The sequence below is a fragment of the Sphingorhabdus sp. M41 genome (assembly GCF_001586275.1).
GTDB lineage: Bacteria > Pseudomonadota > Alphaproteobacteria > Sphingomonadales > Sphingomonadaceae > Parasphingorhabdus.
Window position 1 is genome coordinate 1427049 of the sequence record NZ_CP014545.1, and the last position, 14650, is coordinate 1441698.

At 57.2% G+C, this 14650-nt stretch carries 12 protein-coding genes; 10 read left to right on the top strand and 2 right to left on the bottom strand.

Annotated features, from left to right (window positions below; all coding sequences use genetic code 11):
- The first annotated feature begins 144 nt into the window (after positions 1-144).
- From AZE99_RS06815 to AZE99_RS06860, 10 genes are read left to right on the top strand one after another with little or no spacing between them, the layout of a single operon-like run.
- The gene (locus tag AZE99_RS06815; RefSeq protein ID WP_443027818.1) at positions 145-762 is read left to right on the top strand and encodes an XrtA/PEP-CTERM system exopolysaccharide export protein; all 618 of its coding nucleotides are present in this window, start codon (positions 145-147) and stop codon (positions 760-762) included.
- A 39-nt stretch (positions 763-801) separates the two neighbouring features.
- Positions 802-2343: an XrtA system polysaccharide chain length determinant gene (locus AZE99_RS06820; protein ID WP_067199138.1), complete on the top strand. Its 1542-nt coding sequence runs from the start codon at positions 802-804 to the stop codon at positions 2341-2343.
- 10 nt (positions 2344-2353) lie between these two features.
- Complete coding sequence (locus tag AZE99_RS06825; protein WP_067199140.1) at positions 2354-3271, top strand: AAA family ATPase; 918 nt, start codon at positions 2354-2356, stop codon at positions 3269-3271.
- Positions 3272-3274: 3 nt separating this feature from the next.
- On the top strand, positions 3275-4897 hold the full coding sequence (locus tag AZE99_RS06830; protein ID WP_067199144.1) for a hypothetical protein: 1623 nt from the start codon (positions 3275-3277) through the stop codon (positions 4895-4897).
- Positions 4898-4932: 35 nt separating this feature from the next.
- Complete coding sequence (locus tag AZE99_RS06835; RefSeq protein ID WP_067199146.1) at positions 4933-6210, top strand: XrtA/PEP-CTERM system-associated ATPase; 1278 nt, start codon at positions 4933-4935, stop codon at positions 6208-6210.
- Positions 6191-7084, top strand: coding sequence for an XrtA system polysaccharide deacetylase (locus AZE99_RS06840; protein WP_197460294.1), 894 nt, complete (start codon positions 6191-6193; stop codon positions 7082-7084). Before AZE99_RS06835 ends, AZE99_RS06840 begins: the two co-directional genes overlap by 20 nt.
- Positions 7084-8157, top strand: coding sequence for a FemAB family XrtA/PEP-CTERM system-associated protein (locus AZE99_RS06845; protein ID WP_067199153.1), 1074 nt, complete (start codon positions 7084-7086; stop codon positions 8155-8157). Before AZE99_RS06840 ends, AZE99_RS06845 begins: the two co-directional genes overlap by 1 nt.
- Entirely contained in the window at positions 8157-9380 is a 1224-nt protein-coding gene (locus AZE99_RS06850; protein WP_335339238.1) for a TIGR03087 family PEP-CTERM/XrtA system glycosyltransferase, read from the top strand. Before AZE99_RS06845 ends, AZE99_RS06850 begins: the two co-directional genes overlap by 1 nt.
- Positions 9377-10930: an exosortase A gene (xrtA, locus tag AZE99_RS06855; RefSeq protein ID WP_067199154.1), complete on the top strand. Its 1554-nt coding sequence runs from the start codon at positions 9377-9379 to the stop codon at positions 10928-10930. Before AZE99_RS06850 ends, xrtA begins: the two co-directional genes overlap by 4 nt.
- A gap of 9 nt (positions 10931-10939) precedes the next feature.
- Positions 10940-12835, top strand: coding sequence for an XrtA/PEP-CTERM system amidotransferase (locus AZE99_RS06860; protein WP_067199156.1), 1896 nt, complete (start codon positions 10940-10942; stop codon positions 12833-12835).
- Positions 12836-12906: 71 nt separating this feature from the next.
- Here the strand turns inward: AZE99_RS06860 and truA are convergent, their stop codons facing one another.
- Together truA and fmt are read right to left on the bottom strand one after the other, a co-directional pair.
- On the bottom strand, positions 12907-13650 hold the full coding sequence (gene truA / locus AZE99_RS06865; RefSeq protein ID WP_067199158.1) for a tRNA pseudouridine(38-40) synthase TruA: 744 nt from the start codon (positions 13648-13650) through the stop codon (positions 12907-12909).
- On the bottom strand, positions 13647-14552 hold the full coding sequence (fmt, locus tag AZE99_RS06870) for a methionyl-tRNA formyltransferase (RefSeq protein ID WP_067203373.1): 906 nt from the start codon (positions 14550-14552) through the stop codon (positions 13647-13649). Before fmt ends, truA begins: the two co-directional genes overlap by 4 nt.
- Between the last annotated feature and the right edge of the window lie 98 nt (positions 14553-14650).

Consider the following 14650-nt stretch of genomic DNA (forward strand, 5'->3'; position numbering starts at 1 on the left):
TATATTCACTATTTTCCAGCATAGCCGCCTCGTAACTTTGCGTGAATTGCCCGTTTTCTCTTGGAATTCGGCCATTCACCAGATGGTTTATACGAGGTGGTAAAAATGCGTTCTGCTATAAAAAACAATCACTTGGCTAAGCTGATGGTCGGCGCTGGCATGGCGTCACTTGCCGTCGCCGGTTGCTCCGGCAATTCCAGCGGGCCGCAACTGCCGCCGGCATCCTTTGTGTCTATGCAGGAAGGCCCCGGAGAAGAATATGTCATCGGCCCGCTCGACGAACTGACCATCTTCGTCTGGCGAAATCCCGAGCTGGGCGCAAAGGTACAGGTCAGGCCTGATGGACGGATCACAACACCTTTGATCACCGATATGCCCGCCGTGGGCAAGACGCCCGCGATGCTGGCACAGGATCTGACGCTGCAGCTGTCGCAATATATCAACGAGCCGCTTGTCTCGGTCATCGTCAATAATTTTTCCGGCACATTTTCCCAGCAAATCCGTGTCGTGGGTGCCACTGAAAAGCCAGCATCGATTCCGTATCGCGCCAATATGACTCTGCTCGATGCGATGATCGCTGTCGGCGGCATGTCTGAATTTGCCTCCGGTAATCGCGCCCGGTTGATCCGGTTCGACCGTGGCACTGGCAAGCAACAGGAATTTGCGTTGCGGATCGACGATTTGATGAAGAAAGGCGAAACCCGCGCCAATGTCATGCTGCGTCCCGGTGACGTGATCATCATTCCGGAGAGTATGTTTTAAGCTGTTTTTAGCTCCCTATGACAGGAATTGAATAGACACATGAACGGTCTTTACGATGAATTTAAAATTGCGGTGCACAGCGTCTGGAATCGGCGCTGGCTTGCGCTGGCTGTCGCCTGGGGACTTTGCCTTCTAGGGTGGCTTGTCGTCGCACTGATCCCCAACAGCTATGAATCGCAGGCGCGCATTTCCGTCGAAATGCAGTCAATCCTGTCCGACAAGGTTGGTGTTGATGCGCGTGAGCGCAAGAAAAATATGGAGCGCGTCCAGGAAACACTCGCTTCGACTATCAATCTCGAAAAGGTCGTTCGTGGAACCGCTCTGAACCGGTCAGTTTCCACGGATCGTGAACTGTCTGCCAAAGTGGAGATGCTGCGCAAGAGCATCAAAATCAAATCGGAAAAAGACAATCTGTTCGAAATTACCGCAAATTCCTCCGCGAGCAATTTCTCGGATGCCGAGAATGCCGTTTTGGCCCGCGATATCGTGCAGAAAATGATAGATATTTTTGTCGAAGAGAATTTGTCCGGGGATCGCACCGAAACCAGCCAGACGATCAAGTTTCTTGACGCCCAACTCGCTCAACGGGAGAAAGAGCTTCAGGAAGTCGAGCAGAAGCAGGCGCAATTCGAGACGGAAAATCTGGGTCTGCTGCCAGGAGTTGGATCGATCAGCCAACGGATGGAGGCAGCCCGGGCTGAACTTGGACAGATAGACTCGCAACTGAGCCAGGCTTCGGCTTCGCTAGCCGCCTTGAATGGACAGCTCTCCGGCACGCCTGCGTCTATCGCTACGCCCGGATTTGGCGGCGCCAGTGATGGCAGTGCCCGTGGCCAACTGGCTCAAGCGGAGGCACAGCTGGCTTCGGCGCGGGCCCGTGGCTGGACCGATGGCCATCCCGATGTCGTTGCCATGAAAGCTGAAATAGCCGCATTACGAAAACAGGCAAGCAAGGAACCGGCTGGTGGCGGTGGCTATCGCACACCAAATCCTGCTTATAGCTCGCTGCAAAGCATGCGGGCTGAACGGCAGGCAAGCGTTGCCGCTTTGCAGGCCCGGAAAAATGTATTGCAGGCCGATATGGCCCAAATGGCTTCGAAACAATCGCTAGAACCCGGAGTTGCTGCCGAAATGTCGCGGATCAATCGCGATCATGAGGTGCTGAAAGCCCAGTATGACAAGCTGCTTACCGACCGGGAGCAAATTAAATTGCGTGGTCAGGTGGAGTCCGAAACCGACTCCGTCAAGTTCCGCGTTATCGATCCACCATCCAGCCCGCGGTCCCCGGCCGCTCCAAACCGGCCTTTGTTGCTGGCCATGGTTCTGATTGCCGGCATCGGTGGCGGCGTCGGCTCGGCTTTCGCGATGGGCCATTTGCAAACCAGCTACCCGACTGCGGACAAGTTGGAAAAAGCCAGCGGCCTTCCGGTAATCGGATCGGTTTCCCAAGTTCTGACCAGCGCTCAGCGCGAGATCAAAAAGAAGAAAATGCGATTTTTTTACGGCACAAGTGGTGCGCTATTCGGCGTCTTTGGCATGCTGATGATCGTTGAATTTATCCAGCGCGGCATGGTGGCCTGAGGGTGCAGATATGAACGAATATACACGTCCCAAAAAAGCTGCTTCTTTGCTCGAAAGGGCAGGGGAAATTTATGATTATATTCCCGCAGTCCGGACAGTTGACCGGCGTGCTCCGGCTTCGGAAAATTTGCCGCCGGAAACTCCGGTCCGTCAAGTCACTCCAGTCAAGCGCCGGCCGGCCGAGCCCTATGATGGCCCGCGTGTCATTGTCGATCGTGACAAGTTGCAGGAAGCCGGTTTCATCGTTCCCGATGGACCGGTAACCGGTATTTCGGAAGAGTTCAGAATCATCAAGCGCCAATTGCTGCTTGCCGCCAAGGGCAGTCAGAAAGCTGCTCGGGTGCCGCATGGCGAACGGATTTTGATATGTTCCGCGCATCCGAACGAAGGCAAGACATTCTGTGCCCTGAACCTCGCACTTTCGATCGCAGCGGAGAAGGACAATGAAGTCCTGCTCGTCGATGCTGATTTCGCCAAGCCAAGCATATTGTCCAGTCTTGGTCTGGAAGGGAGCAAAGGGCTAATGGACGCGTTGGCCGATCCACAATTGCCGGTTGAAGATTGCATCATTCATACAGATATTCCCGGGCTGGCAATCTTGCCGGCCGGTGATCAGACCAATGCTGATACAGAATATCTGGCATCGGCGCGAACCGAGCAGGTGCTTAATCTGCTGACCGAGAATAATCCGCAACGCATCGTGATTTTCGATTCACCCCCGGCTTTGTCAGCATCTCCAGCTTCGGTTCTGGCGACGCATGTTGGTCAGGTCCTGATGGTGGTCAAAGCAGATGAGACAACCGAAACCGCCTTGCGCGACGCGCTGAGTTTGATGGGCGGATGTGAACATATCCAACTCCTTCTGAACGGCACGAAATTCTCGCCGACGGGAAGGCGCTTTGGATCTTATTATGGATATGGAGAATAAGGCATGACCTCGCAAACGACGAGAAATGTCCTGAAATATGGGGCAGCTATTCTACCTGTGCTGGGACTGGGCGCGCCCGTTGTTGATGCACGCGAACGCAAAGCTGATGCAGCGCCCTATATCGAGATCCAGCAAATATTGGTTGCCGATCTCAAAGACGGCAGCGATGTGCTGACCTATAGTTCGGTTGCAGCCGGCATAGACAGCTCGATCCAGACGCGCTCTGCCGAGGCGCAGCTGAACCTGCGCTACGAACGGAGATTCTATTATCAGGATAATATCGGCGACGATGATGTGATTTCCGGGCTGGCTCGGGGTAATGTGCAATTAATTCCCAATATTTTGTCGCTGGAAGCTGGCGCTATTGCAACCCGCAGCCGGATTGATTTGCGCGGGGAAGCGCCATCCAACACAGTTGGCAATGTGGACAATGTCACGCAGGTCTATTCGGTCTATGCCGGTCCAAATCTGTCGACCCGGGTGGGGGCAATGGATGTAACTGCCGGTTACCGGATCGGATATACCAAGGTCGAAGATCAGGCGACCGGGGCCTTGCCTCCGGGGCAGCTTCCGATTGACGTGTTCGACGATAGCGTGAGCCATTCGGCCAGCGCCAGTGTTGGCATGCAGCCGGGCGATCTTCCCTTTGGCTGGTCCGTTGGTGCTGGCTGGGAACGTGAGGATGGCAGTCAGCTTGATCAGCGTTTCGAAGCAAAACAGGTGCGCGCAGATGTAACCGTGCCGGTGTCGCCAACTCTGGCACTGGTTGGCGGTGTTGGCTATGAAGATATCGAGATTTCGGAACGGGACGCTGTCCGTGATGCCAATGGCATCCCAGTCATCGGCGATGACGGCCGCCTCGTCACCGACGAAACCTCGCCCCGATTACTATCATATGATCAGGATGGTATCTATTGGGATGCCGGTGTGCTCTGGCGACCAAGTCGCCGTACTTCTCTCGAGGCGCGTGTCGGTCAGCGTTACGGCAGTGAAACCTATTTCGGCAGCTTTGCCTACCAGCCGAACCAGAATACAGCCCTGAATATTTCGGTTTATGACACCGTTTCCGGTTTCGGCAATTTGCTTAACGACAATCTGGCAAATCTGGGCCCCGACTTTACCAGTTCGCGCAATCCTCTGAGCGGGGAGCTGAACGGTTGTGCCTTCGGTCAAGCGAGCAGCCTTTGCTTCAATGATATACTGCAATCTGCAGCCGCATCCTCATTCCGCGCGCGGGGCGTCAATGGGCAACTCACCTATAATTACGGCGGATGGAATACCGGACTGGGCGTAGGATATGCGCGCCGCCGGTTCTTTGCTTCGCAATTGGGCGCAGTATCTGCAACCGACGGTCTGGTTGACCAGAATTACTATGCTAATCTGACGATCGGACGAGAGCTCGATACCTATTCCAGTTTTGATGCGAATGTTTACGCGAATCTGCTGGATAGCGGTTTTGCCGCGGCACCCAATGTTCTGGGGCTCGGTGCCAACGCTGCCTATTATCGCCAGATTTTGCCCGGGCTGCAGGGTACGGCTGCCGTTGGCTTGGACAGTTTCCAGCAAGATGGTTTCGACAGCGAGATCACGGCTTCCGCATTATTGGGGCTTCGATATGATTTTTAAGAGCATCGTCACCGCTGATGATCGGAGATACGCGCATGTATGATATATTTTATGGATTGAATGGCCGACCCTTTCAGCTGACTCCCGATCCACATTTTTATTTCGAGAGCCTGACGCACCGCAAGGCGCTGTCCTATCTGGGCTATGGTCTGGCACAGGGTGAAGGGTTTATCGTCATTACCGGTGATGTTGGCGCGGGCAAGACCACTTTGGTCAGCCATCTGATGGCGACAATTGACAAGGCGCGTCTGACGGCGGCCAATATCGTCACGACCAAGCTGGACAGTGAGGATATTGTGCGCGTGGCTGCCAATCATTTTGGTATCGACACCTACAATATGGACAAGGCTCAATTGCTGAGCGCGATTGAAGATTTTTTGCACGCCGAAGCGAGGGCCGGTCGGCGCTGTTTGCTGATCGTGGACGAATCGCAGAACCTCCCCGCGGGTGCTCTGGAAGAATTGCGGATGCTGTCAAACTTCCAGCTTGGTGGACAGGCTTTGCTGCAGATATTCCTGCTCGGTCAGCCGGAGTTTCGTGATATGCTGCAGAACTCCAATCAGCTCGAACAATTGCGCCAGCGGGTCATCGCGCACCATCATCTCGATCCGATGGATCCTGAAGAAATAGAACCTTATATAACCCATCGCCTATCCAAAAGCGGTTGGTCGGGGCGGCCGAAGATCACTTCCGGTGTTTTCCGGTTGCTTTATGCTGAAACCAGCGGTGTGCCTCGCAAAATCAACGCGCTGATGAGCCGGATATTGTTGATGGGGTCAATCGAACATGCCGAGACGATCGACCAGCCGATGGTTGAACGGGTGCTTGCCGATCTGAATGGCGAGGATGTCGAAATTGCTGCTCCGCCCACCGCGTCATCGGCAACAAAAAATCCGCTGTGGGAAAAGCCCAAACGGGATAGTGCTCCTGCAGTTGAACAGGCGGCGGCAATCGAGACCCCAACGTCGGACAAGGCCGAGTCGTCTGAGGCGAAAGTGGAACCGGTATCGGCACCTGAGCATGAAGTGGTCAATTTGCGGACACCAGAAGCACCGGCGCAGCCGGTGGCGAAGTCGGGCGAACCCCAGGGTGGCGGCAAGACGGAGACGATGACGAATGTTGCGCCGGCGCCAGCCGCCGACAAAGCGACTGCGCAGCGGATCGATATAATGTCCAAGCGACTGTCCCTTCTGGAAAACCGCGTGAATGGTCAGGAAGAAAACCTGCACCGCGTCTTGACGATGCTCGTGGAATGGGTGGAAAGCGATGTCCGGAGCAAGGAAAATTATGCCAATGCGGGACGTGCAGCCTGAAACTTTCGCCACGGCGGGAAAAGCGGATGCTTTGCTCAACGCCATGTCGGTCGATATCGAGGACTGGTTTCAGGTGGGAGCCTTTGAGACGGTCATTGATCGTGCCGACTGGGATCAGCTCGAACATCGGGTAGAGCGCAACACCCATGCGGTGCTCGAGCTGTTTGATGAAGCGCAAATCAAGGCGACATTTTTCATTCTGGGCTGGGTCGCCGAACGCTATCCGGCGCTGATGCAGCAAATCGCCGATGCAGGACATGAAATCGCCAATCACGGCTATGACCATGCCCGTGTATTCACATTGTCACCCGACCAGTTCCGGGCAGATCTTGATCGCAGCCGGAAGATCATCGAAGATACATCCGGCCAGCAGGTCATCGGCTACCGGGCACCCAGTTTTTCGATCGATCACAGAACCCCGTGGGCGCATGAAATATTGGCCGAACAAGGCTATATTTACTCATCAAGCGTCGCGCCTATCAACCATGACCATTATGGCTGGGCGGGGTCCCCGCGCTTTGCATGGAAGCCCATAGAAGGATCTGATCTCATTGAACTGCCGGTAACCACGGTAAAACTCGGCAATCGGACGCTTGCCGCTGGTGGAGGCGGGTTTTTCCGGCTGCTGCCTTATGCTTTGTACGATCGGGCCATAAGGAAAATGCAACGCGACGACGGGCACGGGGCGATATTCTATTTTCACCCCTGGGAAATCGATCCGGGTCAACCGCGGGTCGGCAACGCGCCGACAAAATCGAAGCTTCGCCATTATACCAATTTGAAAGGCATGCGAGCGAAGCTCTTGCGCGCGGGGCAGGACTTCAAATGGGGCAGGGTGGACGAGCTTGCCGCATTGGAAGCGGGGCTGATGTGATGAACATGGCATTCAAGCCAGGTTCGTTGTCGGTCCGTGTTCTGGAGCATCCTGACACAGAGGAACTGGCCCGGATCGAGGCATTTGTTGCCGCCTCTCCGGAAGGTACCGCTTTTCATCGGCCTGCATGGTTGCTGTCGGTCAGCAAAGCCTGCGGTCATGAATGGCGATATCTCCTTGCCGAAGATGGCGACGGGCTGCTGCATGGCATTCTGCCGCTTAACCTGATTCATTCCGCATTGTTCGGCCGGGCATTGGTTTCTTCGGGTTTTGCCGTCGGCGGCGGTATCCTCGCGGACAGTGATCGGGCGGTCCAGTTGCTAGCTGAAGAAGCGTGGCGTTTTGCCGAGGGTAACAGTTTCCCCACCGTCGAATTGCGCGGCGGACCTGTCCCTGATGCACGCTGGCAGTGCAAACAGGACGTCTATGCGGGTTTTGTGACTGCCCTGGCAGAGGATGCGGAAAGCCAGCTACTCGCCATTCCGCGAAAACAGCGCGCTGAAATCCGCAAGGGACTCAAAAACGATCTGACCGTGCGCATAGGGACGACGCAACAGGACCGGACAGATCACTATACCGTCTATGCAGAAAGTGTCCGCAATCTCGGGACGCCGGTGTTTCCCAAAGCACTGTTCGAGCAAGTCCTCGACGCATTTGGCGAGGATGCCGATATCCTCACCGTGCTCAGCGATGGCCTGCCGGTAGCCAGCGTCCTCAGTCTTTATCATCAGCAAACGGTAATGCCTTACTGGGGCGGTGGAACATGGGATGCGCGGCGTTTCCGCGCCAACGATATCATGTATTATGAACTGATGAACCACGCTCGCAAGCGCGGATGTAGATCGTTTGATTTCGGTCGATCCAAATATGGCACCGGCGCTTTTTCCTTCAAGAAAAACTGGGGATTCGAGCCTCGGCCGCTTTCCTATGCAACGCGCACTGCCGATGGCGAAGACGCGCGCGATGTCAATCCGATGAGCGCGAAATACCGGTTGCAGGTGGCGCTGTGGCAGCGATTGCCCCTGTCGGTTGCAAACCGGCTAGGGCCGATGATAGCCAAGGGTCTCGGCTGATGGGGGAAATCCTTTTTCTGGCGCACCGTGTTCCGTGGCCGCCCAATCGGGGCGACAAGATCCGTTCGCACCATTTTCTCCAAAAGCTGATGGAATGCGCGTCCGTACATGTTGCCTGTTTCGCCGATGACGAGAGCGAAAGGCAGGAAGAGTGGGAGCGCAAATCGGAGCTGGCGTCCTGCGAAATCGTGGTTCGGAAAAAGCCCAAGTGGCTGGGCGGGATGGAAGCGATACTAACCGGCAAGCCGGTTTCGCTGACATGTTTCGACAGTCCCGAAATCCGCGCCCATGTTGCGCGGGTCATCGCCACGCAACCGATTGATTGTATCTTTGTATTTTCCGGGCAGATGGCCCAGTTCATCCCGGCAGATTTCGGCGGTCGCGTGGTGATGGACTTTGGCGACGTGGATAGCGCAAAATTCGAAAGCTATGCAGATGATGGTTCGGGTCCGATGGCCTGGGTCAATCGCCGGGAAGGGCGACTGCTGCGAGCTTTCGAGCAAGAAGTCGCCGAACGGGCCGACCATAGCCTGTTTGTCAGTGATGCCGAGGCGCAGTTGTTCCGTCAGCGCTCCGGGCTGCCCCACGGCCGCGTGAAGGCGGTGGGCAACGGGATCGATCTGGACTTTTATGGCGCACCGAATGTGCAGCCCGCGGGCTTCGAAGATAGCGGACCGATGATCCTGTTTACCGGCCAGATGGACTATCAGCCGAACGTTCAGGCTGTGCAGAGCTTCAGCACTCAGGTCATGCCGGCGATTCTCGCGCGTTTTCCTGACGCCTGTTTTGCAATCGTCGGGCGGTCACCCACCGACAGGGTGAAGCAACTCGACGGCAGGAATGGAACGGTTGTGGTTGGTGCTGTCGATGATATTCGCAGCTGGATCATGGCTGCCGATATTGTGGTTGCGCCGCTGAGGATTGCCAGAGGTATCCAGAACAAGGTGCTTGAGGCGATGGCGATGGCCAAGCCGGTGGTAGCATCGGGCTGCGCAGCGGAGGGCATTGGGGCGATCGACGGCGAGCATTTTCTGATCGCGCAGTCTGTCAATAACGAAGCGCAACTGGTGTGCGAATTGCTCGAGAATCCTGAGCGGGCCAGGCAACTGGGAAAGCAGGCGAAGCAGCTCATTCATGCGCAATATTCTTGGGAAAGGCAGCTCGCTGGCCTGCCGGACTTGTGCGGGATAATCGATGCTGTGGTTGTCGAGGCTGCTGCATGACGAGCGCTACTACCGATCGGACTTCGACCAGCGACCAACCTGCTATTCCGGCCTCGCTCTGGTCGACGCATCTGAAATTACTGGCGATTGCCACATTGGCAATATTGGGGATTTTCTGGCGGGACGGCGCGGACATGGTCCGGACCTGGTGGTCGATCTCTACTTACAATCACTGCCTCGTGATTTTGCCGATCCTCTATTGGCTGGTGCAGCAGCGGCAGAACGAACTGGCAAGGCTGGTGCCGGAAATCTGGTTGCCGGGTCTGTTCCTGACCGGCGTTGCTGCATTCGGATGGCTGCTGGGTGAAGCGGCCGGCGTTTCCCTTGCGCGCCATCTCGGGTTGCTGATGATGTTGCAAGGTGCGGTTGTCACATTGCTCGGGCCAACCGTAGCGCGCGGACTGATATTCCCGCTTGGCTTCAGTTTTTTCCTCGTTCCCTTTGGTGAAGAATTTGTGCCTTTCCTGCAGATGGTCACCGCCAAATTGTCGATGATCTTTCTCGGCTGGGCCAATATCCCCGCCTTTATCGACGGGATTTTCATATCGACACCGACCGGTTATTTCAAGGTTGCCGAGGCCTGTTCCGGCATCAAGTTTCTGATCGCGATGCTCGCTTATGGCACGCTGGTAGCCAATGTCTGTTTCCAGAGCTGGAACCGGCGGATATTGTTCATGATCGCTGCGGTCATTGTCCCGATCCTTGCCAATGGTGTCCGCGCATTCGGCACCATCTATATCGCCCATCATACGTCTCTCGATTTCGCAGTCGGATTCGATCATATTTTTTACGGCTGGTTCTTTTTCGCCTTTGTCCTGATCTTGCTCATGGCGATCGGCTGGCCATTTTTTGATCGCCAGATCGACGATCCGATGATCGATGGAAATGCTTTGCGCCAAAGCCAGCCTGCACGGGCGACCGCGCAAAAGCCCGTGACGGTCATGGCCGCGATGGCGGCTATCGTTCTGATCCCGGTGCTCTGGACTTCGATCCTTGCTGCACAGGAATCGCCAGTTCCGGATAAGATTGCGCTGCCGGAAATAGCCGGTTGGGAGCGGGTGGATTACCAGCCGCTTTACCCTTGGCAACCGCAGTTTGACGGCGCCAGCCACCAGCTGCTCGGACGCTATCGGAACAGCTCCACCGGCTTGCAAGTCGATATGTCGGTCGCCGTTTACGACCGTCAGGAAGAAGGGCGCGAGATTGTCGGCTACGGACAGGGCGCTCTTGTCCCGGATACGCAATGGTCCCGAAACCGGGCTCTGGAAGCACCGGAAGGGGCGGTCGCGGTCGAACTGATCGCGCCGGGACCGGTGGTACGCGATGTTCTCTCCTTTTACCGCATCGGCGGCAAGCTCACCGGCAGTGGCTCGGTGGTGAAGCTGGAGACGCTGAAGAGCAAGCTGCTGGGCGGGCCGCAACAGGCCGTGGCGATCCTGGTCTCCTCCGAGACGAAGCGCGATGAATCGCCCCGGATTGCAATCGATGCCTTTCTGGCTGATCTGGGGCCGGTCGACAAATTGGCTGACGCGATGGCCGGGCTGCGCTAGGGCGCACCTATGTGCGGAATTGCAGGTATCTTTCATTTGGAGACGGCCAAGCCGGTTGATCCCGAGCGGCTGCGCAAGATGACCGACAGCCTGTCCCACCGCGGACCCGACGGATCGGGCATCTGGACCGCGCCGGGTGTCGGGCTTGGCCATCGGCGGCTTTCGATCATCGATCTGGAGGGCGGCGCCCAGCCGATGCTGACACCCGATGAAGCGCAGGTCCTCAGTTTCAACGGCGAAATCTATAATTTCCGCGAAGTGCGTGCGGAACTGGAAAGTCTTGGCCACCAGTTTAAGACCAGCAGCGACAGCGAAGTCATTCTCTATGCCTGGCGGCAATGGGGGGTAGAGTGTCTGAAACGACTGAACGGTATGTTTGCGTTCGCTCTCTATGATCAGCGCACCCGGAAGTTGTTTCTGGCCCGCGACCGGCTGGGCGTGAAGCCGCTGTTTTATGCGCGCGTTTCCGACGGCAGCATATTGTTCGGTTCGGAACTGAAAGCGCTGCTGGCCAATCCGTTGTTGCGCCGGGAACCCAATTTGCGGGCGGTCGATGACTATCTCGCCTTTGGTTATGTGCCGGATCAGACATCGCTACTCAGGGGCGTCAGGAAGCTGGCGGCTGGCCATTATCTGCTGCTCGAACAGGGCAAGCCGGAGTCCGCGCCGGTCCGATATTGGGATATGGATTTCAGCCAGCGGCACAAGGCTTCGGCGGGGGCCCTGGAAGAAGAGTTGGTCGATCTGCTGAAACAGGCTGTCGGTTCGCGGATGATCGCGGATGTGCCCTTGGGCGCGTTTCTCTCCGGTGGCGTCGACAGCAGCGCTGTGGTTGCCCTTATGGCCGAGCAAAGCCGTCGTCCGGTCAAGACCTGTTCGATCGGTTTCGACCAGCAGTCGCTCGACGAGACCGGCTATGCCCGGCAGGTCGCGGAACGGTTTCAGACCGACCACCGCGAACGGATCGTGGCTGCGGATGATTTTGGCCTGATCGATACGCTCGCGGATCATTTTGATGAACCGTTTGCCGATGCCTCTGCCTTGCCGACCTATCGGGTGGCCGAGCTGGCCCGTGAGACCGTCACGGTGGCTCTGTCCGGAGACGGCGCCGACGAAGCAATGGCGGGCTATCGCCGCCATGTCTTCCACCATGCCGAAGAACGGGTGCGGGGCCTTCTGCCGCAATCCTTGCGCGGACCGGCATTCGGCTGGTTGGGATCGGTCTATCCCAAGGCAGACTGGGCACCGCGTCCGTTTCGCGCCAAGTCGACCTTGCTCTCGCTCGCCCGCACCGGACCGGAAGGCTATGCCGAAGCAGTCGGGGTGACAACGCCAGCAGGGCGCCAGCAAATCTATTCGGACCGTATGCGCAGCGATCTGGGCGATTATCAGGCGGAGCAGCGGATGATCGACCTGATGGACAATGCGCCGGCGCGCAACGGTCTCGATCAGGCGCAATATGCGGATATGAAAATGTGGCTGCCGGGCGATATTTTGACCAAGGTGGATCGAACCAGTATGGCTGTGGGTCTCGAGGCGCGCGAGCCGTTGCTGGACTACAAGCTGATGGAATTTGCCGCGAAGCTGCCGACCAATTTGCGGGTGCATAAGGGGCAGGGGAAATATCTCCTCAAGAAATCGATGGAACAGTATCTCCCCGATGATATTCTCTACCGCCCAAAAATGGGCTTCGTTACGCCGATCGCGCAATGGTTCCGCGGGCCGCTTGCCGACACTGCGCGGGATATTGCCAGCGGCGGCAATTTGGCGCGGACCGGCTGGTTTGACAGCAAGGCAATGCGGAAGGTTGCGGACGACCACATCGCCGGGCGCTCCGACAACAGCCGCTTGCTGTGGCAGCTGCTGCTGCTCGACAAATCGTTGTCGCGGTTGTTCGGGCTCTAGTCCCCGGCGAAGGCTGGAGCCTAGCCGAAGGTGTACCAACATTTTGGGTCCCGGCCTTCGCCGGGCCCTGGTCAATCCGGATAGATGGCTTCGACAAAATAGAGACCGTCCGGCGGGGCGTTGAAGCCGAGGGCGTTGCGATCCTTTGCCGCCAGTGCGTTTTTGAGATCCACTTTCGTCCATTTGCCGGTGCCGACCAGTTTCAGGCAGCCGACGATCGAGCGGACCTGATGGTGGAGGAAAGAGCGGGCGGCCACCTCCACTTCAATCTCCTCGCCAAAGCGGCTGACCGAAATGCTGTCGAGCGTCTTGATCGGGCTTTGCGCTTGGCAATGGGCCGAACGAAAGGTGGTAAAATCATGCTGGCCGGTGAGCGCCTGCGCCGCATTATGCATCGCTTCGGCGTCAAGGCTGGGCGCAATCTGCCAGCTTAGCCCGCGGTCGAAGGTCAGGGGCGCGCGGCGATTGGTGATCTTGTAAAGATAGCGCCGCCCCTCGCAGGCAAAGCGGGCGTGCCATTCCTCGTCGACAATGTCGCAGGCCAGCACCGCGACCGGATGGGGACGCAGTCCGGCATTGATACCCTCGCTCAAGCGGAAGGGTGTCAGCTTCGTCTCGAGATCGAAATGCGCGCGCATTGCCAGCGCGTGGACACCGGCGTCGGTTCTACCCGCCGCAAAAACACGCACGTCCTGGCCGGTGATCTTGTGGATCGCCTGTTCTACCGCCTGCTGGACGCTGGGGCCGTGATCCTGATGCTGCCAGCCCATGAACGGGCGGCCATCATATTCCAGAGTGAGGGCAAAGCGGGTCATTGCAGGACGGTTCCGATCGGAATTTTGGTGCCGTTGAGAAAGGACTTGAGGTTCATTGCGGGCTTGCCTGCCTTCTGAATGGTTTGAGGCTGGATCGACCCTGTCCCGCAGCCGATGAGCAAATGGTCGTCCAGAATTTTGCCAGCCTCATCGTTGGTGTCGCTGACCTGCGCTTCGAGAATCTTATATCGATTATTGCCAAATTCGAAAAAGGCACCGGGGACAGGGGTGAAGGCCCGTATTTGCCGTTCCACCTGTTCGGCAGGTTTGCTGAAATCCAGGCGCGCCTCCTGTTTTTCGATTTTTTTCGCATAGGTGGCTAGCGTGTCATCTTGTGCTTCGGCGGGATATTCTGATGGCGTGGCCAGATATTGCACCATCAGCTCCGCACCCGCCTTGGCCAGTTCATCGGTCAGTTCGCCAGCGGTCTTCCCGTCAATCGGGGTCGTCGATTTCAATAGCATCGGTCCGGTATCCAGTCCCGCTTCCATTTGCATGATGGTGATGCCGGTTTCTGTATCGCCGGCCAGTATCGCGCGCTGTACCGGTGCCGCACCGCGCCAGCGCGGGAGCAGCGAGCCGTGGATATTCAGGCAACCCATCCGGGGCGCATCCAATATTGCCTGCGGCAGGATCAGCCCATAAGCCGCGACTATCGCTACATCCAGATCGAGCGCTGCAAAGGACGCCTGTTCGGCTTCATCCTTTAGGGAAAACGGCGTGCGCACTTCTATGCCGAGCGTCTCCGCCAGGCGTTGCACAGGCGAGGGAGCGAGCTTTTTTCCCCGACCAGCCCGACGTGGTGGCTGTGAATAGACCGCTACGATGTCATGTCCGGCCGCGTGCAGCGCTTGCAGCGCCGGGACCGCAAAGTCCGGGGTTCCCATGAAGGCAATGCGCAGAGATTTCGTGCCGGACGTCATAAATAATCTTTCTTCGGGTCACACGGGTCACACCCCCTAATCGGGAATCTGATTTCCCGGATCAGCGCCATCGCGTT

Excerpts from the sequence above, each read along its gene's own strand:
- AZE99_RS06850 (WP_335339238.1), top strand. The coding sequence starts at position 8,157 with ATGGGGGAAATCCTTTTTCTGGCGCACCGTGTTCCGTGGCCGCCCAAT.
- AZE99_RS06860 (WP_067199156.1), top strand. The coding sequence starts at position 10,940 with ATGTGCGGAATTGCAGGTATCTTTCATTTGGAGACGGCCAAGCCGGTT.
- AZE99_RS06815 (WP_443027818.1), top strand. The coding sequence starts at position 145 with ATGGTCGGCGCTGGCATGGCGTCACTTGCCGTCGCCGGTTGCTCCGGC.
- AZE99_RS06820 (WP_067199138.1), top strand. The coding sequence starts at position 802 with ATGAACGGTCTTTACGATGAATTTAAAATTGCGGTGCACAGCGTCTGG.
- AZE99_RS06845 (WP_067199153.1), top strand. The coding sequence starts at position 7,084 with ATGAACATGGCATTCAAGCCAGGTTCGTTGTCGGTCCGTGTTCTGGAG.
- xrtA (WP_067199154.1), top strand. The coding sequence starts at position 9,377 with ATGACGAGCGCTACTACCGATCGGACTTCGACCAGCGACCAACCTGCT.
- AZE99_RS06840 (WP_197460294.1), top strand. The coding sequence starts at position 6,191 with ATGCGGGACGTGCAGCCTGAAACTTTCGCCACGGCGGGAAAAGCGGAT.
- AZE99_RS06825 (WP_067199140.1), top strand. The coding sequence starts at position 2,354 with ATGAACGAATATACACGTCCCAAAAAAGCTGCTTCTTTGCTCGAAAGG.
- truA (WP_067199158.1), bottom strand. The coding sequence starts at position 13,650 with ATGACCCGCTTTGCCCTCACTCTGGAATATGATGGCCGCCCGTTCATG.
- AZE99_RS06835 (WP_067199146.1), top strand. The coding sequence starts at position 4,933 with ATGTATGATATATTTTATGGATTGAATGGCCGACCCTTTCAGCTGACT.
- AZE99_RS06830 (WP_067199144.1), top strand. The coding sequence starts at position 3,275 with ATGACCTCGCAAACGACGAGAAATGTCCTGAAATATGGGGCAGCTATT.